Raw genomic sequence first — 18,518 nt, forward strand, 5'->3', positions numbered from 1 at the left:
ACCTACCTAAAATATTTATCAGGGAATTCTTATCTTGCTGAGGCGGAATATTGTTTCGAGATGCTAATGGCGCTGTTAATACCGTTTTTATGGTCTACAGTTATTAGCGTGACACAACCCGCATAAACATGATGAGGAGAATTCAGAATGGTAAATAAGAGCGAAATCAAGGATCATGCACAGGTTGTCGCCAGCTGTGGTACCCACGTAGGCGTAGTGGACCATCTCGACGGCGAGCGTATTAAACTGGCAAAAAGCGACCCGGAATCCGGTGGCAAACACCATTACATTCCGCTGGAGTGGGTAGCAAAAGTGGATGATAATAAAGTCGTCCTGACCCAGGATCATAAAGCGGTCTTTGCCGGCTGGCAAGAAGCTTAATTAATACCTCGCACTCCAGTGTGATATTTTAGCCCCGGTTTAATCCCGGGGCTTAATATATTTTATAAGCTGTTAAAAACGGCCTGCATTGCCGTTACGTTGAAGGAGTGATACTGTTTTACTTTATTATCTTCCTTCAGGCGCAGGTATGTCGAAAACAACGCTCAAGAGCCCAGGCCCGGTAGGGGGAAAAACATTTTCCGTTGCCGACTTTAACGTTTTTGGCGAGCGCTATGGCATTGACTACCACTTCCCCCTTCTGACCGACGTCAGCGCCAGCGCCAGCCCTGTCCTGCATGGAAACGTGGAAGAGATGGTCTTGCCGTCCGGTATCTCTCTTACCCACTCTGATGTGCGCGTACTGCAACCTTATGAAACCACCTCCCGCCACAGCAGCCCGCTGTATGTCCTGGTGGTGCTGGAAGGGTACGTGACCCTGCGTCTCAACGATGAGATTTTTAGCCTGAGCCCCGGCATCGCCTTTAGCGCCACGCTCAGTGAACAGCAGGTGATGACGGCCCGCCACGACGCTGATATTACGCTCAAAACGCTCTCTTTTGGTGTCTATCCCCATGAAGCCCTGCGCGAGAGCTTGCTGGCTTCGCTGCTGGAACAGTGGGCGCGCCTGAGCGTGCCGGCTTTCGTCTGGCAGGTGCCCGAGTTCGTCCTGACCGGTATCCAGCATGCTCAGCAGCGTGAACGCAGTTCCCTGTCTCGTCATCTGCTGCTGGAGGGGGTGATGTATCAACTGCTGGGCCATGGCCTGCACCTGCGGGAACAGCAGGGAAGGGTGGGCCAGGCCCCAACGCACGGGGAGCAGGCCCGACTGGAGCAAGTCCGCCGACGCATTGAACAGGCGCCCGAACAGGAATATACCCTCGCAGCCCTGGCTAACCAGGCGGCAATGAGCCCCAGCAGCCTGCGTAGCAAATTCCGCCAGACCTATGGCTGCACGGTCTTCGACTACCTGCGCGACTGCCGCCTGGCGCTGGCGCGTCGCTGTCTGCTGGAAGGGCATAGCGTGCAGCAGGCGGCGTGGATGTCCGGCTATCAGCACGCCACCAATTTCGCCACCGCTTTCCGCCGTCGTTACGGCATCTGCCCCGGCAGTGTGCGCAGCGGCTGTTAATCCGCTTTTCTCCCAATCGCAAACGCTTTACGTGCGTTTTGTCATTGCGCATACATAACCTGGCAGCGCGCATAGCTGTTTGCGAGATGAAAAAGGTAATAATTCTTATTAACAATTAGAAATGCCTTTGGAGATTTTCATGTTCGCTAAATCGCGCTTAGCCCTGCTGGTGGGATGCGTTACCGGCAGCGTTGCTTTCCCTTTACTTGCTCAGGAGACGCCGAAAAACGATACCGTGGTGGTCACCTCGCAAATGCAGAGCGGCGCTACCAAACTGGAGACCCCGGATATCGAAACCCCGCAGGCGGTATCCATTGTCACCCGCGAACAGTTTGAAGAGCAGGGAGCCACCAGCGTACGTCAGGCGGTGAGCTACACGCCGGGGGTGTACAGCAACCAGATTGGCGCCTCCAACCGCTTCGACTACATCGTGCTGCGTGGTTTCTCCGACGGCAGTCTGGATAACGTCTATCTTGACGGGCTGAAGATGATGGGCGATACCAACTCCCACAGCTCGCTGGTGGTCGACCCCTGGTTCCTTGAAAATATCGAAGTGGTGCGCGGCCCGGCATCGGTGCTGTATGGTCGTTCATCGCCGGGCGGGATTGTCGCCCTCACTTCGCGCAAACCCTCCTTCGATACAGGTGGGGAGGTGAAACTCTTCGCCGGAAACAATAACCAGCGCGGGGCGATGTTCGACGTCACCGGTCCCCTGGACGACAACGACCGCGTGGCGGCGCGCCTGAGCGGAATGACCCGCTACGCCGACTCCCAGTTCGATCCGCTGAAAGAGGAGCGTTACGCGCTGATGCCGTCCGTGACCTGGCGGAGCACCGATAACACCCGCCTGGATCTGATGGCCTATCTCCACCGCGACCCGGAAGGGGGCAGCCACTCCGGCCTGCCTTATGACGGAACCGTGGTGCCGCACGCCGGCCAGCGCATCTCAAACACCTTCTTCGAGGGTGAAGACGACTACGACAAGTACGACCGCCGCGAGAACATGGTGGGCTACAACGTTGAACATCTGTTTGATAACGGCTGGACAGTGCGCCAGAAGCTGCGTTATCTGCACACCAAAGTGAAGCTGAATCAGGTCTATGCCTCAGGCTGGCTGAACGATACCGAGCTGAACCGCGGCTACTCCGGCTCCGATGAGAAGATGAACGCCATCACCCTGGATAGCCAGGTTGACGGCAGCTTCGATACCTGGGCGCTGAACCACCGCGTATTGATTGGTCTCGACTATCAGGATCGCAGCAACAATACCACCGGCTACTATGGCAGCTTCCCGCCGATCGACGCCTTTAATCCGGTGTATGGCGCGGGCCCGATTGACATCTCCATGTATAGCCAGGAGAAGCATAAGCTGCGTCAGACTGGCTACTACCTGCAGGATCAGATTTCCCTCGATCGCTGGCGCCTGACCCTGGGGGGCCGTTACGACCAGGTGAGCGTGTCGAATATCGATAAGCTGAACAACACCCGCAGCAACCTGGATAAGAACAATTTCAGCAGCCGCGCGGCGTTGCTGTATCTGTTTGATAACGGTGTTGCGCCGTACATTAGCTATTCCACCGCCTTTACCCCGACCAGCTTTGCTGACGAGAACGGCAACGTGCTGGATCCGATGAAGGGCAAGCAGTGGGAAGCGGGTGTGAAGGTGGAGCCGGAGGGGATGAACAGCCAGTTCAGCGCCTCGGTATTCCGCATCAATCAGAAAAATATCGCCACCAAAGAGGAGCCAACCGATCCGTACCGCTCCATCGGCGAGATTGAATCTGAAGGGGTGGAACTGGAAGCGGTAGGACAGATCACCGACAACCTGCGCCTGCAGGCGGCTTATACCTATACCGATATTCGCTACAAGAAGAGCAGCCCGGAAGAGGAGGGCAAACGCGCGGTCTACGCCCCACGCAATATGGCCAGCACCTGGCTGAGCTATGACGTGAAAAGCGGCCCGCTGGATGGCCTGACCCTCGGCTCTGGCGTGCGCTATGTGAATGGCGTCACCAGCGACCGTCTGAACACCCATACCTTACCCTCGTATACGCTGGTGGATATGGCGGTGGGCTACGACTTCTCGAAGCTGGGGTTAAAAGGCTTTAGCGCGCAGCTAAACGTCAATAACCTGACGGATGAAGACTACGTGGCGTCCTGTAACTCACTCTCATATTGCTACTTTGGCGCCGAGCGAAGCATTGTGGGTAGCGTCTCCTGGAAGTTTTAACCGCCTGACGCACCGATCTGAGCCCCAGGGATGGGGCTTACTCCTCCATCGCCATATTCACCGCCTCACCCATCTGCTCGACCGCCATACGATGTTTCTCGTTCGGCGGCAGGGCGCAATTGATGCGCAGGCAGTTACGGTACTTACCCGACGCCGAAAAGAGCGACCCTGCCGCAATCTGAATATTAAACCGGCTAAGCTCGCGGGCGACGCAGACCATATCCACGTGTTCTGGCAGCTCTACCCACAGCATATAGCTCCCCTTCGGCCGGGTGACGCAGATCCCGCACGGGAAAAATTGCCGCACCCAGCAGGTGTAGGTCTCGATGTTTTGTTGATAAATCTGGCGCATCCGGCGCACGTGGCGATGGTAGTACCCCTCGCGGATAAAGGCGGCCAGCGCCAGCTGGCTTGAGGGGACATTGGTGCCGCTCGCGGCATATTTCATGTGCATCACCCGATCGTAATAGCGACCGGGGGCAATCCAGCCCACGCGCAAGCCAGGCGCCACGGTTTTGGTAAAGGAGTTGCACAGCAGCACCCGGCCATCGATGTCAAGAGAGTGAATCGAGCTGGGGCGCGGGTACTCGTATGCCAGCTCGCCGCAGATATCATCTTCAAAAATAACAATATCGTGGCGCTGGGCCAGCGCAAGCAGCTGGCGTTTACGGGCCTCCGGCATGATAAAACCGAGCGGATTGTTGCAGTTGGGCACCACAATCACCCCTTTGATCGGCCACTGCTCCAGGGCCAGCTCCAGCGCTTCAACGCTGATCCCGGTCCCGGGATCGGTGGGGATCTCGATGGCTTTGATACCGAGTCCCCGCAGCATCTGCATCGTGCCGTAGAACGAGGGAGATTCAAGGGCCACGATATCGCCAGGCTTGCAGATCGTCAGCAGCGCCAGGGAGAGCGCGCTATGGCATCCGCTGGTGATGATCAGATCGTCGGCGGTCACGACCGATCCGGCATCCAGCATCAGCCGTGCGATCTGCTCGCGCAGTTCCCGGCGCCCCGGTAGCTCGTCGTAGCTGAGGATCTCGTTGACGTTGTGCTGAACGACCCGGCTAAGCTCTTTCCACAGAGGTTTGAGGGTTGGCTGGCTCAGATCCGGCTGCCCGCCGCCAAACGCCGTGATACCTGTTTTGGTGCGCCCCTCCATCAGGGTCAGTATCTCATCCCAGTGGGTCACCTCTACCGGGCGCTGCACCGGACGAGACATGGCCGGAACCGGGGGCTGCGCTTTACGGTGGGCAACAAAATAGCCTGAGCGCGGCTGGGGGGTAATCAACTGCAGATTTTCGAGGATCTGGTAGGCCTGCTGCACGGTGCTGATACTGACGCCATGCTCCTGGCTCAGGGCACGCACCGAGGGCAGGCGCTCGCCGCTGCGATACAGCCCTTGTTCAATGCGTTCTGCCAGCAGGTTGGCCAGGTGTTGATAGCGCGTCATAGCTGTATCCTTTGTTATCACCATACAGAATTCAATAGCAGTACAGATCGGGGCAAAAATTGCCATTCAGATCCTGTTTTAACGGATCTGTATGTTAAACAAAAGTTATTTTTGAATCTGTATTGCCGGGTGTGAAATCCGTGATGATAACGGCTCTGACAACCTGAGGAGCGCAATATGGAATTCTATGAAAACCGGGCAAAAAGACCGTTCTACCTGTTCATCTGGATGGGAAAGTTGCTTGTCCGCTGGTATCGCATTAACCAGACGCGGCGCATTCTGAACCGGCTGAGTGATGAACATCTGCGGGATATTGGTCTGTCGCGGGCGGATTTGGGACGTTATGGGCAGGATGGCCGGATGAAGTGACATCTCATCCGGCGGGTCACAGCATTACTCGGCGGTAGGTTTACCGGTATTTTCAGCAATGCGGCGCAGGTATTCGTTATTTTTGAACGCGACCATAATCAGTTCAAACGTGACGCGGCAGCCGATCAGGCTAAACAGCATGCCGAAAAAGCCGGCAATCAGGCTGCCGGTGAACATGGAGTAGAGCCCGCCGATCAGGATGAACAGCATGACGATCCAGTAGAAGAAGACCAGTACGCGCGGTGTGAGCAGGTAGTCAAATCCCAGAAGTTGTTTCATTTTTAATCCTTGATAATGTTTATTTTGCGCGCTGATTATAAAGTCCTTCGCCGTGATGTACAGGCCTGATATCCCCTTAAAATAGTGCGAAATCAGGGGGTTGCTATTTTAAAAGTTCGAGTGTTTGCGCCCTGGGCCGCGAAATTAACGCCACCGCCTCGTCCCAGGAGCGCACGTTGTTATAGCCCATGACCAGTCCGTAGCGCTTGCCCGAACCGCGATACCACTCCGACAACGCATTCACCTGCAGCTGCTGCTCTTGCCAGCAGCGGGCGATCTCGCGGTCGTTATTGCCTGCGGTGAGGAACGCCACGATGTGCATCCCGCCGTCGTTTTGCTCGGTGAAAAAGCGATCGCCATACACCTCCTGCAACGCCGCGATCATCCAGTCGCGCCGCTGTTGATACAGGGCGCGCATCTTTTTCAGATGGCGAAAGAAATGGCCATCATTAATAAATGCGGTGAGGATCTTCTGCGTCAGCACCGGCTGACCGCTGGCGACAATATCCGCGCAGTCGGTAAAGGCGGGTACCGTACTGGTGGGCATCACCACGTAACCGAGACGCAGCGAAGGCATCACCGTTTTGCTGAACGAGCCCATAAAGATCACCCGATCGTGTCGATCAAGGCTCTTCAGTGAGGGCAGCACCTTGCGGGTATAGTGAAACTCGCCGTCGTAGTCATCTTCGATGATCCAGGCATCATTTCGGGTCGCCCAGTCGAGTAACTGCTGCTTGCGCGGCAGCGACAGCGTGACCGCCAGCGGGCTCTGATGCGAGGGGGTGACGATAGCAAAGCGGGCATCCGCATGATGGCGCAGCAGATAATCGGTATCCATGCCCGCGCGATCCACCGGTACGGTATGCAGGTTTGGCACAATACGCTTTAGTAGCTGTTGGCCCATAAAATAGCCCGGATCTTCAAACAGCACCTTATCGCTACGGCTGGCAAGCGTGTCGAGGATCAGACGCAGGCTGCCGCTGTAGCCGCTGGTGATCAGCACCTGTTCGGCACTGAAGGAGAGTCCCCGGGAGATATTCAGATAGCTGGCAATCGCCTGGCGCAGTGGATACCAGCCCATCACCGGCGGATTCAGCATCTCTTCCTGGCGCATGGCGCGGGTCGCTTGTCCTGCCAGTAGCAACCACTTTTTATAGGGAAAGCTGTCCAGCGACGGGATACCCGGGCGTAAAAAACCGGCCCGTTCGCGCTGGGCAATAAGCGAGGCCGGCAGCGTGCCGGTTACGGCCTCTGACGACGGGGAGGGGCTGGCGGGCAGGATCAGATCCGGATTCACCCGCGTACCGCGTGCCCCCTGGCTTACCAGATACCCTTCGCCGCTTAAAATGGCGTAGGCGGTTTCAACGGTTTTACGCGCCACCTTCAGCTCTGCCGCCAGTACGCGGATAGCCGGAACTTTATCGCCAGGTTTCAGGATACCGCGCGTAATATTGTCCCGGTAGCGGGTATAAATCTGCTGATATCCCGGCTTCATGTCCTACCTCTTTTAACGGTTTTTGTATCTTTTGACTATGTCATAAACGGCGTACATTTGCCTCATCGCAATGACTATGCCGCCCCAAAAAGAGGAAAGAAAATGAGCACTCGCGTTAATCATCACACAGCCACACCTGCCCTCAGTAAAGCCCTGTCCGATCTGAGCATGGCGGTGGCCAAAACCTCGCTCGACCCGGCCCTGAAGCATCTGATTGATATTCGTGTTTCACAGCTGAACGGCTGTACGTTCTGTCTGGATATGCACTCGAAGGAGGCGAAAATCGCCGGTGAGCGTGAACTGCGCCTTTATCACCTTGCCGCCTGGCGTGAGTCTCCGCTGTTCAACGCCCGCGAAAAAGCGGCGCTGGCCTTTACCGAAGCGCTGACCCAAATCAGCGCCCACGGGGTGAGCGACGCGCTGTACCGCAGCGTGGCGGAGCACTTCTCTGACGTGGAGATTTCCGAACTGAATTTCGCCATCGTGGCCATCAATGCCTGGAACCGCTTAGGCATCACCTCCCGCATGGTGCCCGGCGCGCTGGATGAGGCCTATGGTCTGAAAAAGGCTAACCTGTAACCCCGTGTTCGCGGATCATCGACACCAGCGCCCGCAATCCCGGCGGGATATGGCGATGACCGGGATAGTAGAGACGCAGCCCAGCGAAAGGCTGCGTCCAGTCGTTTAGCGCGGTGATCAGCTCACCGCGGTTCAGCTCTTGCTGAATATAGAGTTCCGGTAAAAATCCCACCCCCAGCCCTGCTTTTACCGCCCGGATCGAGGCAAACAGATCCGAGGTGGCAAAGCGCGCCGGCACTGCGAGGGCGAGCTGTTCTCCGCGTCGCGCCAACTCCCAGCGATAGCTCCCGCCGTGGGCCATGCGCATACCAATCCCCTGATGCCGCAGCAGATCGTCCGGCACCGTTGGGGTGCCGTGGCGGGCGAAATAGTCCGGCGTGGCGGTCACCACCTGGCGAATATCGGCGGTAAGGGGGATAGCGATCATGTCCTGGGGAACCGACTCCGCCAGGCGGATGCCGGCATCGTAACCCTCGGCCACGATGTCGATCATTCGCGCTTCACTTACCGTTTCGACCCGCATTTTCGGGTAGCGCTGCATATAGTCAATCAGCAGGGCATCAAGAAACAACGCGCCCACGTTGTTCGGCACGTTCAGGCGCAACGTACCGGCGGGTTCACCGGTATCGCTATGGATCTCCTCGCTGGCCTGGCGAATTTCCTGTAACGCCGGGCCAATGCGCGCCACATAGCGCTGCCCGGCGTCGGTAAGCGCCACGCTGCGGGTCGTGCGGTTGAAGAGTCGGGTCTGCAGGCGGCTCTCCAGCCCGGCCACCGCATTGCTTACCGCCGTGGCGGACATCCCCAGCTCCTGCGCCGCCGCGCGAAAACTGCCGCGACGGACAACCGCCATCACCACTTCCAGCTCTGTCAGTCCTGAACGATGCATACATTATCATGAAAATCGAAATAACCTTTGCAGCATAGCGTGGATTATCGAAACGACGTAGTCGTGCCAGACTGGCTCTACACCGTCTGAGGAGGTTTTTATGCGCAACATCGAACAGATCTACATTAACGGCGAGTTTGTGACCCCGCACGGCAGCGAACGGTTTGATCTCTGGAACCCGGCCACCGCCCGGGTGTTCGGGCAGGTACGGCTTGCGGACAGTCAGGATGCCGAACGCGCCATTGCGGCGGCAAAAGCGGCGTTTCCGGCGTGGGCAAACACCCCTAAAGCGACGCGAATTGCGGCTCTGCAGCGGATGTACGCCGCCGTGGCGGCCCGACAGGACGCGCTGCTGGAGGCGGTGATCGAGGAGTATGGTGCCCCTGCCGCCCGCTCGGCCTGGATGGCGCGCTACCCGGCGGAGGTCATCGCCCAGGCCATCGAGGCGCTGGAGGCGATTGATTTTACCACCCGCGCCGGGGCGGCCACCGTACAGCTGATGCCGCTTGGCGTGGCAGGACTGATCACCCCCTGGAACAGCGACGCCGGATTTATCTGCGGCAAGCTGGCGGCGGCGCTGGCCGCCGGCTGTACGGCGGTGATCAAGCCGAGCGAGATGAGCGCCTGGCAAACGCAGATTGTCACCGAAGCCCTGCACGAGGCCGGCCTGCCGCCGGGGGTATTTAATATCGTCACCGGACGCGGCGACACGGTAGGTGACACTATAAGCCGCCACCCGGACGTGGCAAAAATCTCCTTTACCGGATCGACGCAGACCGGCAAAGCGATCCTGCGTAATGCGGCCGACAGCTTTAAGCGGGTGACGCTGGAGCTGGGAGGCAAATCGCCAACGTTGATCCTGGAGGATGCGGATCTGGCGCAGGCGATCCCCCTGGCAGTACAGGCCGGGTTTATGAACAGCGGCCAGGCCTGCGTGGCGGGTACGCGTATCCTGGTGCCCGCGTCGCGTAAAGCGGAGATCGAAAGCGCGCTGGCGCAGGCGGTCGCAGCGGTAAAATCTGGCGATCCGCGCCATCCCGATACCGAAATCGGCCCCATGGTGAGTGAAAAGCAGTGGCTGCGGGTGCAGGGGTATATCCGCAAGGGCATTGACGAGGGGGCAAGGGTGCTGGTGGGCGGTGAAGGACGCCCGGAAGGAACAGAAAAGGGCTGGTTTGTGCGTCCGACGCTGTTTAGCGACGTTCATAACCAGATGACGATTGCCCAGGAGGAGATCTTCGGGCCGGTGCTCTGCATTATTCCTTATCGCGATGAGGCTGAAGCGATCGCCATAGCCAACGATACGCACTATGGCCTGAGTGCGATGGTGCTGGGCGGCGCGCGCGCCGGGTCGGTGGCGCAGCAGATAGAGGCGGGGCGGGTGCTGGTCAATACCCTTACCCATGAACCCAAAGCCCCCTTCGGCGGGTTTAAACACTCCGGCGTAGGGCGTGAAATGGGAACCTGGGGAATACGCGCCTATATGGAGCCGAAATCAATCCTGGGGTAAGGGCTTCCCCCGCCAGGGGCAGGATAAATACCCGCCTGTTTATCCCGCGCCCCTGCGTTTCAGCGTGCTATCCTCCTCCCCGGCTTTGCGCAGTTAAGGCCAGTAGGAAATCGTTATTACGCAGAGGGGGAGAGATGATTAAAAGCAGAATGGCATTTTCTTTTTCGCTGTCCGTTTTAGAACGGACCCGCGCCAGTCAGCTCATTAACGCGCATAAAGACGAACTGATTTTGCCCTATGACCGCGTTTTTCTTATTAAGCGGGCGGCGATACTGCTGCTGGCTGCCGCCGCGCTATTTACGCTTCTTCTGCTTATCACGCTCAGTATAACTCGCTCACCAGACACAGCGTTTATGGAAAGGATGAGACACAGCAGCATGGTGCTTCTCGGCCTTTTCTGCACCGGGGGCCTGTTACTGAAAATTTATGAACTGCTCATTAATAAAATCATGGCCAGCCGTGAGCCGCAGGAGCAGGAAGATGACGAAACCCAGCATAAGGTTAAGCTAAACCGCTATTTCATCGAACACATTACCCGGGTGGCGAGCGGCAAAACCTACTGGGAAAATATCAAGGAGAGCTATAGAAAAGGGGGCTTTATTTTCATCCATTTGAGAAGTAATCAATGCGTAGTGATACCTGAGCGCATTTTTGCCTCCCCCGATGAGGCCGCACAAACCTACGACTTTATTGCGGCACAGATTGCACGCCACCGGCAACGGCTTATGACGCCGTAACTCCCTGAATCGCTATCACCGGTTCGCAATTCCTGCGCTTATCAACCTCGTTTCTTGATACTTACCCTGATAACCATTATCGTGGCGCGGTGTGAAGCGAGGTTCCCCCCATGAGTGAAGAAGATCTGTTCTGCCGTCGGCCTATGGGCATGCGCATGGCCATGATTGTGCGTCAATGGCGCGCAGTGATTGACGATGCCATTCTCGAGACCGGGTTAACCCAGTCAAGCTGGACGGTAATGATGCAGCTAAAACAGCTGGGGGATAACGTCTCGGTAAGCGAACTGGCGGAGGTACAGGGCATTGAACTGCCGCCGCTCATGCGCACTCTCACACAGCTGGAGAAGCAGGGTTATCTGCTGCGCGTCACATCGCCTTATGACAAGCGCATCCGGCTACTGACGCTGACACCCGAGGGGAAAGCGGTTCTGGTCACGCTCAGCCAGGTGATCGAAACCTTTCAGGCGCGCGTGTCACAGAACATTGCGCCAGAACATCTCGATATTTTCAGCGCCACACTGAACCAAATCGCCTGCAATTTGCGGACAATCCGCGAAGAAGATAACAAGACTGAAAAATAATGACTCCTGAACAAAAGTTTGCCCGCTGGGTAAGGGTGAGTATTGCCTCTTTCCTGCTGATGTTTGTCTATTTCATCGTGGCGGATATCTGGATCCCGCTGACGCCAGACTCCACCGTGATGCGCGTGGTGACGCCGGTCTCTGCCCGCGTCCCGGGCTACGTGGCGGCGGTGCATGTCCACAACAACAGCCAGGTGAAGAGAGGCGATCTGCTGTTTGAACTCGACCCAACGCCGTTCCGCAATAAAGTGGAAGCGGCGCAGATTGCGCTGGAGCAGGCCCGCCTTGCTAATCAGCAGCTGGATGCACAAATTGTCGCCGCCCAGGCCAGCCTGAAAACGGCGCAGCTCACTGCGCGTAACGACAAGGTGACCTTCGATCGTTATCAGCGTCTGAGCAGCATGCAGAATGTGTCGCAGTCGGATCTCGATAAAGTGCGCACCACCTGGCAGAGCAGCGAGCAGTCGGTTGCCACTCTTGAAGCCACCCTCCATCAGCTGCGCATTGAGCGCGGCGAACGCGATGAGGCCCGCAACGTGTCGCTGCAAAAGTACCGTAACGCACTGGAAGAGGCCGAGCTTAACCTTGGCTGGACGAAGGTCTACGCGGAAAACGACGGGACCGTCAGCAACCTGCAGCTAAGTCCGGGGTATTACGCCTCGTCCGGCTCGGCGGCGCTGGCGCTGGTCAACAACCAGACCGATATCGTGGCCGATTTTCGCGAGAAAAGCCTGCGTCATACCCACCAGGGGACCGATGCCGCAGTGGTGTTCGATGCCTTTCCGGGGCAGGTGTTCCGCGCCCACGTAACCAGCAGCGATGCCGGTATTCTGGCGGGGCAGGAGGCAGTTAACGGTGAGCTTTCCGCGCCGGAGACCTCTACCCGCTGGGTACGCGACGCGCAACGTATGCGTATTCACGTGGCGCTGGACGAGGCCTTGCCAAAGCATCTGCCCACCGGCGCGCGTGCTACCGTGCAGCTTTATAACAGCGAAGGGCCGTTTGCGCGCTTCTTCTCTGGCGTACAGATTCACCTGGTAAGCTTGCTGCACTATGTCTATTAATACCCTCGCGCGGGTGTTCACCCCGCACGGCAACATCGTTTACACCGCTAATGATTTTCGTCAGACGCTACGCGTCGTGCTGGCGGGGGTGATTGCCCTTAGCGTGTCGAGCTTTTACAACACCAGCTATGGCGTCTTTTTTGTGGTCTACCCGATCATGTTGCTGTCGCTGGTGCCGGTCTTTAATCGCCACGTTGCGAAACAATTTATCTTCAGCGCCTCGCTAAATTGCGTCGAAATGGTGCTGATTATCGGTTATCTATCACAATGGCCGCTGATCATGACCGCGGTCGTCTTTGCGCTGTATGTGATGCGATTTCGCTTTATGAGTAAGGGGCCGCTGTTCCTGTTTGGCTCAATGGGCGTGGTGTGCCAGAGCGTGATGCTCAACTTTATGAGCTATCCCACCACGGACTGGCATACGCTGCTCTTTTCCAACATCGAGGCCAGCGTGATGGCGGTGTGCCTGAGCGCGCTGATGAACTACCTGCTGCCGGACGTTGAGCCACGCAAGCCGCCACCGTTGATCGAGAAAGACGACGCCCGCGTGCGCCATGAGTCTTTGCTTTCCGGCACCGTGGCGACCCTGATTTTTGTGGTGTTTCAGATCAGTGACCTTAGCGACTCTCTCTCCGCGCTGATGGCGGGTATCTTGATCCTCTTTCCGATGAACTATCGCGGCGCGGTGATGAGCTCCATCTGGCGCGTGGTGGGCGTTGTGATGGGGTGTCTGTACATTCTGGTGGTGCAGCTGGTGCTGTACGATCACAGCAGCCATATGCTGTTGATGATGCCGCTGATTGCCCTCGGGCTGGCGTTTGGCGCCCGGCTGCACGTGATGGAGAAGGTGGGGGCGGGGGTCGGTTTCTCCATTACCACCACCATCGGCATTATGTTTGGTCAGAACATGCACCCGGATAGCGATCTGGTCTTCAGCGACCTCTACCGCATCGTCTCGGTGACCGTGGCGCTGGTGGTGACCCTGACGCTGGTCTTTCTGGTGCACCGGGTTCTGAACTGTTTCGCCCCCACCCGCTACGTGATTCAGGGTTGATACAGTATGCCGCCGCTGAAGCTCCAGTCTTCAGCGGCCGTAAACTGTATCACGACCATCACGTCGGCTTCTGCAATGCCCATCTGCTGGCTCAGCTCTGAGGCCAGCCGGCGATAAAAGGCGGCTTTTTGCGCCTCACTTCGCGGTTTTCCCGCCACGATATGACGCGCTACAGACCGACCGCGGCCTGCTGCCCGACGCCGGAGAGCTGGGAATGGCGCTGTATACGTGCGACCGATCCACCAATGCCGCGGTGAGTAGTATGCACGCGCTGATCCTCAGAGCGCTTAATGGATAAACGTCGGTATTTGCGAGAGAAGGAACAGGATAAGACCAATGGTCCCGCCCACGAGGGTGCCGTTGACGCGGATAAACTGCAGATCTTTGCCGATGTTTAACTCAATCTGGTGCGACATGTCTTTGGCATCCCAGCCTTTTACCGTGTCGCTGATATGGCGGGTAAGGAAGGTGGCGAACTCTGGCGCCACGCGGTGCGCGGCCTGTTCCAGGTGCTCATTGAGCGAGTTGCGCAGGTTGCTATCGGCAACCAGGGTCTCACCAAACCACAGTCCGGCGTTGGCGATGCGCTGTTTAACCCGGGAGTCCTCGCTCTGCATGTCGCTCTTCAGCCATTGACGCAGGTCGCCCCACATCTCACCCAGGTAGCGGTTAAAGGCCTCGTCGTTCTTGAGATAGGTTTTGATGTTCTCGGCTTTGGCGGCGGTTTCCGGGTCGTTTTTCAGGTTTTCAACCAGCTTCAGCACCGCCCGGTCAAAGGCCTGGCGGATCTGGTGGGTGCGGTCGTGGCTCACGTCATCCAGAATGGCATTGACCGCGTTCGACACCACTTCGGCGCTCTGATCTCCCAGCCACTCGGTAGGGAGAACCATTGCTTTGCGTGGGTGTTCGGTCTTCAGCCAGTGGACAATTTGCGCGGCGATAAAATCTCGGGTGCTGTCGCGCTGTAACAGGGTGATCAGGCGATTAATCACCGCATCCAGCAGCACCTGGTGGCGGCCATTCTTCGTCATGCTCTCCAGCATGGCGGCGCTGGTTTCGCTAAAATCGACCTTATCGAGCGCCTTATGGACGGCGCGTTTGAGCATCCGCCGAATGCGCCCATCATCGGTCAGTTCCAGGAAACCGCTCATTACCTGCATGATATGCAGCCCCACGCGCTGCGCGTTATCCGGCTGGCTGAACCAGTTGCCAATCAACAGGGCCGGTTCGTGACGGCGAATGAGGGTGAGGAGCGACTGGGTATCAAGAAACTTCTCCTGCACGAACTGCCCGAGATTGTCGCCGATCCGGTCCTTATTGCGCGGAATAATCGCCGTATGGCGGGCAATAAACGGAATGGGCACCCGGCGAAACAGGGCAACGACCGCAAACCAGTCTGCCAGCGCCCCCACCATCGCCGCTTCAGCAATGGCTTTGACGCCGCGCACCCAGAAAGTTTGCGGCAAAAAGAGGGTGGCGATAAAGGTCGCGGCGGCGATCAGCAGCAGCGACAGCGCCAGCAGCTTGGCGCGTTTGAGTTCAGCTAATTTTTCCATAGGGTTAAGGATAGAGTGAAGCGGGAAGAAGATGCAAAAATCGGACGATAATCCCGGCGCCGAAGAGCAGCAGTATCGCGCCCGCCGTACGCTCGATTTTCCATACGTTGTTGCACAGACGCGCTTGTACCGCAGGCAGGGCGAGACAGGAGACCAGGGCCAGATCCCACGTCAGCACCACCATGACCATCCAGATACCGCTCACCGACTGCTGCACCAGGGTGACATCTGGCCCCAGCAGAGCGGTCATGAGTGCCAGATAGAAAAGGGCATTTTTCGGATTTAACAGCGCCGACCCCAGCCCCAGCAGGAGCTGCCTGCGCCAGGAGGGGTAGCGTTGCGCTGTGCCGGATAACCTGAGTGGCCTCGCCGGGCTACGCACCAGCAGCCAGCCGAGCCACAGCAGATAAAGCGCGCCCAGTAGCTCAATCAGCGTAAAGAGCAGCGTGAACTGACGCAGCGCGTGGGATCCCAAAATCACCAGCAGTATGTACAGCCCATTGCCTGCGGCGATGCCTACGCATAACCCGGCGCTACCGCGTAGGCGGTGGCGGGCGGCAAACCCTATCAGTAAAAAGAAATCAGGACCCGGGCTTAACAGCGCCACGAAATGGGCCAGCGCCAGGGCGAGAAACGCGGAGGGAAAAAGTGTGCTAAGCAGTTCCATCATGACCTCATCAATAAATACTAAGGTCATCCTGGAGTGAGGCGCGAGTTAATTATTGTCAGATATTGATCGACCCGTCGCGTACTGGCGCGGCGTGGCGGCGGTATAGCGGACAAAGGTTTTATGGAAATGACTCTGATCGGCAAAACCGCTCTGGTAGCTGACGTCGGCAATGTCATCTCCGGCACGCAGCCGCGCTTTAGCGAACTCAATACGTGAAACGTTCAGAAAGGCGCCGGGCGTCAGGCCGGTATCTTGCTTAAAGGTTCTGATTAAGGTCTCTTTGCGTAGCGAAAAGCGCCGGGCGAAGGCGTCCAGCGAGGGCGGGGCGTGCAGGCTGTGGCGCAATGCGTCTTGCAACGCAAGGCTGGTAGGGCGCAGGGATCCGCAGGCGGTGGGCTGTGTGGCAAGGGTTGTTAGCAGGCGCGTAATGGCCGTGGGCGATAGCGTATTGACGATCTCGAGATAGAGGCTGAACAGCGCGTCGCTGCGGATCACCTGCTGCCGCGGCTGGATGTCGGTATCAAGATAGAGCATGTGGTAGCTGCGAGGCTGTCCCGCCAGCGGATTGCAACTGTGCGGCATATGGGCGGGGATGACAATCAAATCGCCAGGCTGAAGGATCAACGCTTCACCCTCGCACGTGCAGCAGGTCTGCCCTTCAAGGATGGCGCCAATGGAGAGTTGCGCATGGCTGTGACTTTTATAGGCCTGGGTGCTCTGCCAGGTGCTGCGCAGCTCAACGCCGGGCCGGCGGAGGAAGGTCTGATTGACGTGGCGAGTCTGAGTCATAAAGGGTGCCTGTGCGGGGGCGTAGAGGGGTGTTATAGCATGGGAGGGGGGAGGTGTCCTGCTGTCCCTTGTTCTCTGGCGTTGCCAGCCGGATATTTTTGCGAGCACGCTTTGGGATTTGCGAGGCCGTTAAAAACGCAGGCCTCGGTGCGTATCGATGCGGAGGTCAGAGCGTGGTTAAAAGGTCCCAGGAAAGGGTACCAAACCCGGTTTTACGCGACACGATGCTGGCCAAAATAACCCACGCCACCTCGATGTAGTGCTGCGAATATACCGAACTTTACCTTCAACCCCAGCCATTTTGACTACCCTTATAAGCCTCTGCGTTAAAAAAGGAGGCAATAATGGCTTATCAAACAGTGAATCCTGCTACCAACAAGCTCATCAAGGAATACCCCTCCCATACCGATGCCGATATCGAAGCGGCGCTGAAGACGGCGGACGCGCTTTATCACTCCGAGTGGGCGAAAGGCAGTATCGATAAACGCCTGCCGGTGCTGCATAAACTGGCGGATCTGATCGATGCGCGAACCGAAGAGCTGGCGAAGATTGCCAGTACGGAGATGGGTAAACTCATTGAGCAGAGTCGCGGCGAGGTGAAGCTCTGTGCGCAAATTGCCCGCTACTACGCTGATAACGCGAAGCAATTTCTTGCACCGGTGAAATACCCTTCCGAGATGGGCGAAGCCTGGGTTGAGCATCACCCGATTGGCGTGGTGATGGCCGTGGAGCCGTGGAACTTCCCGTTCTACCAGCTGATGCGCGTGCTGGCGCCGAACCTGGCGGCCGGTAACCCGGTGCTTGCCAAACATGCCAGCATCGTGCCGCACTGTGCCGAAGCCTTTGCCCACCTGGTGCGCGAAGCCGGTGCGCCGGAAGGGGCATGGACTAACCTCTTTATCTCTTCAGATCAGGTGGCGAACATCATCGCCGACGATCGCGTGCAGGGCGCAGCGCTGACGGGCTCGGAAAAGGCCGGTAGCGTGGTGGCCGCTCAGGCGGCGAAGCACATCAAAAAATCGACCCTCGAACTGGGCGGTAATGACGTGTTCGTGGTACTGGACGATGCGGATGTGGAGAAGGCGGTGAAAATCGGGGTTAACGCCCGTATCGCTAACGCCGGGCAGGTCTGTACCGCTGCAAAACGCTTTATCCTGCACGAAGGCATCGCTGAGCAGTTCCTGCAAAAATATACCGAGGCTTTCAAACAGCTGAAGGTTGGCGACCCGCTTGACGAGAGCACCACTCTGGGGCCGCTGTCGTCCAAAGACGCGCTGGAAACCCTGACCAAACAGGTGGACGAGGCGGTGAAAAATGGCGCGACGCTGCATCTGGGCGGCAAGCCCGTATCGCGCGAGGGCTGTTTCTTCGAGCCGACGATCCTGACCAATATCACCCGCGATAACCCGGCGTACTTCGAAGAGTTTTTCGGCCCGGTGGCGCAGATTTACGTGGTGAAAAACGACGACGAGGCGGTTGCCCTCGCCAACGATTCCCACTACGGCCTGGGCGGAGCGGTGTTTAGCAAAGACACCGAGCGCGCTAAAAAGATGGCTTCGCGTATCGAAACCGGGATGGTGTGGATCAACTGGCTCACCGATACCGCAGCCGAGCTGCCGTTTGGTGGCGTGAAGCGTTCCGGTTACGGACGCGAGCTGTCGGACCTGGGGATCAAAGAGTTTGTGAACCAGAAGCTGGTGGTCATTCGCCGGTAAGGCATCAGCCAAAAAAAACCTGCCATCCGGCAGGTTTT

19 protein-coding genes and 1 pseudogene are annotated in these 18,518 nt (G+C 57.7%); 12 read left to right on the top strand and 8 right to left on the bottom strand.

The annotated features are described in order from the left end of the window. Nucleotides 1-147: 147 nt before the first annotated feature. The 3 genes from JZ655_RS02470 (at nucleotide 148) to foxA (ending at nucleotide 3,740) form a co-directional block, all read left to right on the top strand. On the top strand, nucleotides 148-381 hold the full coding sequence (locus JZ655_RS02470; RefSeq protein ID WP_040077340.1) for a DUF2171 domain-containing protein: 234 nt from the start codon (nucleotides 148-150) through the stop codon (nucleotides 379-381). 148 nt (nucleotides 382-529) lie between these two features. Continuing rightward, entirely contained in the window at nucleotides 530-1,510 is a 981-nt protein-coding gene (locus JZ655_RS02475; protein ID WP_207292919.1) for a helix-turn-helix transcriptional regulator, read from the top strand. A gap of 121 nt (nucleotides 1,511-1,631) precedes the next feature. Continuing rightward, nucleotides 1,632-3,740: a ferrioxamine B receptor FoxA gene (gene foxA / locus JZ655_RS02480; RefSeq protein ID WP_207292920.1), complete on the top strand. Its 2,109-nt coding sequence runs from the start codon at nucleotides 1,632-1,634 to the stop codon at nucleotides 3,738-3,740. A gap of 37 nt (nucleotides 3,741-3,777) precedes the next feature. On the opposite strand, the gene JZ655_RS02485 is transcribed toward foxA, so the two are convergent. After that, nucleotides 3,778-5,193 (bottom strand): aminotransferase-like domain-containing protein, encoded by a 1,416-nt coding sequence (locus tag JZ655_RS02485; RefSeq protein WP_207292921.1) that lies wholly within the window; start codon nucleotides 5,191-5,193, stop codon nucleotides 3,778-3,780. 177 nt (nucleotides 5,194-5,370) lie between these two features. Between JZ655_RS02485 and JZ655_RS02490 the strand changes: the two genes are divergently transcribed. Beyond that, a complete protein-coding gene (locus JZ655_RS02490) occupies nucleotides 5,371-5,562 on the top strand; it encodes a DUF1127 domain-containing protein (RefSeq protein WP_040077337.1) in 192 nt (63 codons plus the stop codon). Nucleotides 5,563-5,586: 24 nt separating this feature from the next. Here the strand turns inward: JZ655_RS02490 and JZ655_RS02495 are convergent, their stop codons facing one another. Beyond that, nucleotides 5,587-5,841 (bottom strand): DUF4282 domain-containing protein, encoded by a 255-nt coding sequence (locus JZ655_RS02495; protein WP_040078604.1) that lies wholly within the window; start codon nucleotides 5,839-5,841, stop codon nucleotides 5,587-5,589. A 103-nt stretch (nucleotides 5,842-5,944) separates the two neighbouring features. Continuing rightward, the gene (gene pdxR, locus JZ655_RS02500; protein ID WP_207292922.1) at nucleotides 5,945-7,336 is read right to left on the bottom strand and encodes a MocR-like pyridoxine biosynthesis transcription factor PdxR; all 1,392 of its coding nucleotides are present in this window, start codon (nucleotides 7,334-7,336) and stop codon (nucleotides 5,945-5,947) included. 102 nt (nucleotides 7,337-7,438) lie between these two features. Between pdxR and JZ655_RS02505 the strand changes: the two genes are divergently transcribed. Further along, nucleotides 7,439-7,915, top strand: coding sequence for a carboxymuconolactone decarboxylase family protein (locus tag JZ655_RS02505; RefSeq protein ID WP_040077335.1), 477 nt, complete (start codon nucleotides 7,439-7,441; stop codon nucleotides 7,913-7,915). Here JZ655_RS02505 and JZ655_RS02510 read toward each other — a convergent pair. Continuing rightward, entirely contained in the window at nucleotides 7,905-8,804 is a 900-nt protein-coding gene (locus tag JZ655_RS02510; protein ID WP_207292923.1) for a LysR family transcriptional regulator, read from the bottom strand. The genes JZ655_RS02505 and JZ655_RS02510 overlap by 11 nt on opposite strands. A 100-nt stretch (nucleotides 8,805-8,904) precedes the next feature. On the opposite strand from JZ655_RS02510, the gene JZ655_RS02515 reads away from it, so the two are divergent. The 5 genes from JZ655_RS02515 (at nucleotide 8,905) to JZ655_RS02535 (ending at nucleotide 13,750) form a co-directional block, all read left to right on the top strand. Beyond that, nucleotides 8,905-10,314, top strand: a complete 1,410-nt coding sequence (locus JZ655_RS02515) for an aldehyde dehydrogenase family protein (protein ID WP_207292924.1) — start codon at nucleotides 8,905-8,907, stop codon at nucleotides 10,312-10,314. A gap of 134 nt (nucleotides 10,315-10,448) precedes the next feature. Further along, nucleotides 10,449-11,051, top strand: coding sequence for a YcxB family protein (locus JZ655_RS02520; RefSeq protein ID WP_046886484.1), 603 nt, complete (start codon nucleotides 10,449-10,451; stop codon nucleotides 11,049-11,051). 110 nt (nucleotides 11,052-11,161) lie between these two features. Next, complete coding sequence (locus JZ655_RS02525; RefSeq protein ID WP_040077330.1) at nucleotides 11,162-11,632, top strand: MarR family winged helix-turn-helix transcriptional regulator; 471 nt, start codon at nucleotides 11,162-11,164, stop codon at nucleotides 11,630-11,632. Next, nucleotides 11,629-12,696 (top strand): HlyD family secretion protein, encoded by a 1,068-nt coding sequence (locus JZ655_RS02530; RefSeq protein ID WP_207293803.1) that lies wholly within the window; start codon nucleotides 11,629-11,631, stop codon nucleotides 12,694-12,696. The genes JZ655_RS02525 and JZ655_RS02530 overlap by 4 nt, the downstream gene beginning before the upstream one ends. Beyond that, nucleotides 12,686-13,750 carry a DUF2955 domain-containing protein gene (locus JZ655_RS02535; RefSeq protein ID WP_040077328.1) on the top strand — a complete coding sequence of 355 codons (1,065 nt, stop codon included), beginning with the start codon at nucleotides 12,686-12,688 and terminating at the stop codon, nucleotides 13,748-13,750. The genes JZ655_RS02530 and JZ655_RS02535 overlap by 11 nt, the downstream gene beginning before the upstream one ends. Here JZ655_RS02535 and JZ655_RS02540 read toward each other — a convergent pair. The 4 genes from JZ655_RS02540 to JZ655_RS02555 all read right to left on the bottom strand — a co-directional run bounded on the left by JZ655_RS02540 (nucleotide 13,741) and on the right by JZ655_RS02555 (nucleotide 16,765). Further along, a complete protein-coding gene (locus JZ655_RS02540) occupies nucleotides 13,741-13,908 on the bottom strand; it encodes a tautomerase family protein (protein ID WP_242637298.1) in 168 nt (55 codons plus the stop codon). The two genes, JZ655_RS02535 and JZ655_RS02540, sit on opposite strands and share 10 nt — an antisense overlap. A 129-nt stretch (nucleotides 13,909-14,037) precedes the next feature. Further along, on the bottom strand, nucleotides 14,038-15,306 hold the full coding sequence (locus JZ655_RS02545; RefSeq protein ID WP_207292925.1) for a DUF445 domain-containing protein: 1,269 nt from the start codon (nucleotides 15,304-15,306) through the stop codon (nucleotides 14,038-14,040). Between the two features lie 4 nt (nucleotides 15,307-15,310). After that, nucleotides 15,311-15,976 (bottom strand): LysE family translocator, encoded by a 666-nt coding sequence (locus JZ655_RS02550; RefSeq protein WP_233801860.1) that lies wholly within the window; start codon nucleotides 15,974-15,976, stop codon nucleotides 15,311-15,313. 45 nt (nucleotides 15,977-16,021) lie between these two features. Next, on the bottom strand, nucleotides 16,022-16,765 hold the full coding sequence (locus JZ655_RS02555) for a helix-turn-helix transcriptional regulator (protein WP_046886487.1): 744 nt from the start codon (nucleotides 16,763-16,765) through the stop codon (nucleotides 16,022-16,024). A 117-nt stretch (nucleotides 16,766-16,882) separates the two neighbouring features. Here JZ655_RS02555 and JZ655_RS21320 point away from each other — a divergent pair. Both JZ655_RS21320 and JZ655_RS02560 read left to right on the top strand, forming a co-directional pair. Next, a pseudogene (locus JZ655_RS21320) lies at nucleotides 16,883-17,005 on the top strand (hypothetical protein); the annotation flags it as partial. Between the two features lie 104 nt (nucleotides 17,006-17,109). Beyond that, nucleotides 17,110-18,480 (top strand): NAD-dependent succinate-semialdehyde dehydrogenase, encoded by a 1,371-nt coding sequence (locus JZ655_RS02560; protein ID WP_040077323.1) that lies wholly within the window; start codon nucleotides 17,110-17,112, stop codon nucleotides 18,478-18,480. Nucleotides 18,481-18,518: the final 38 nt, after the last annotated feature.

It is taken from the genome of Leclercia pneumoniae, from assembly GCF_017348915.1.
Taxonomy (GTDB): Bacteria; Pseudomonadota; Gammaproteobacteria; order Enterobacterales; family Enterobacteriaceae; genus Enterobacter; species Enterobacter pneumoniae.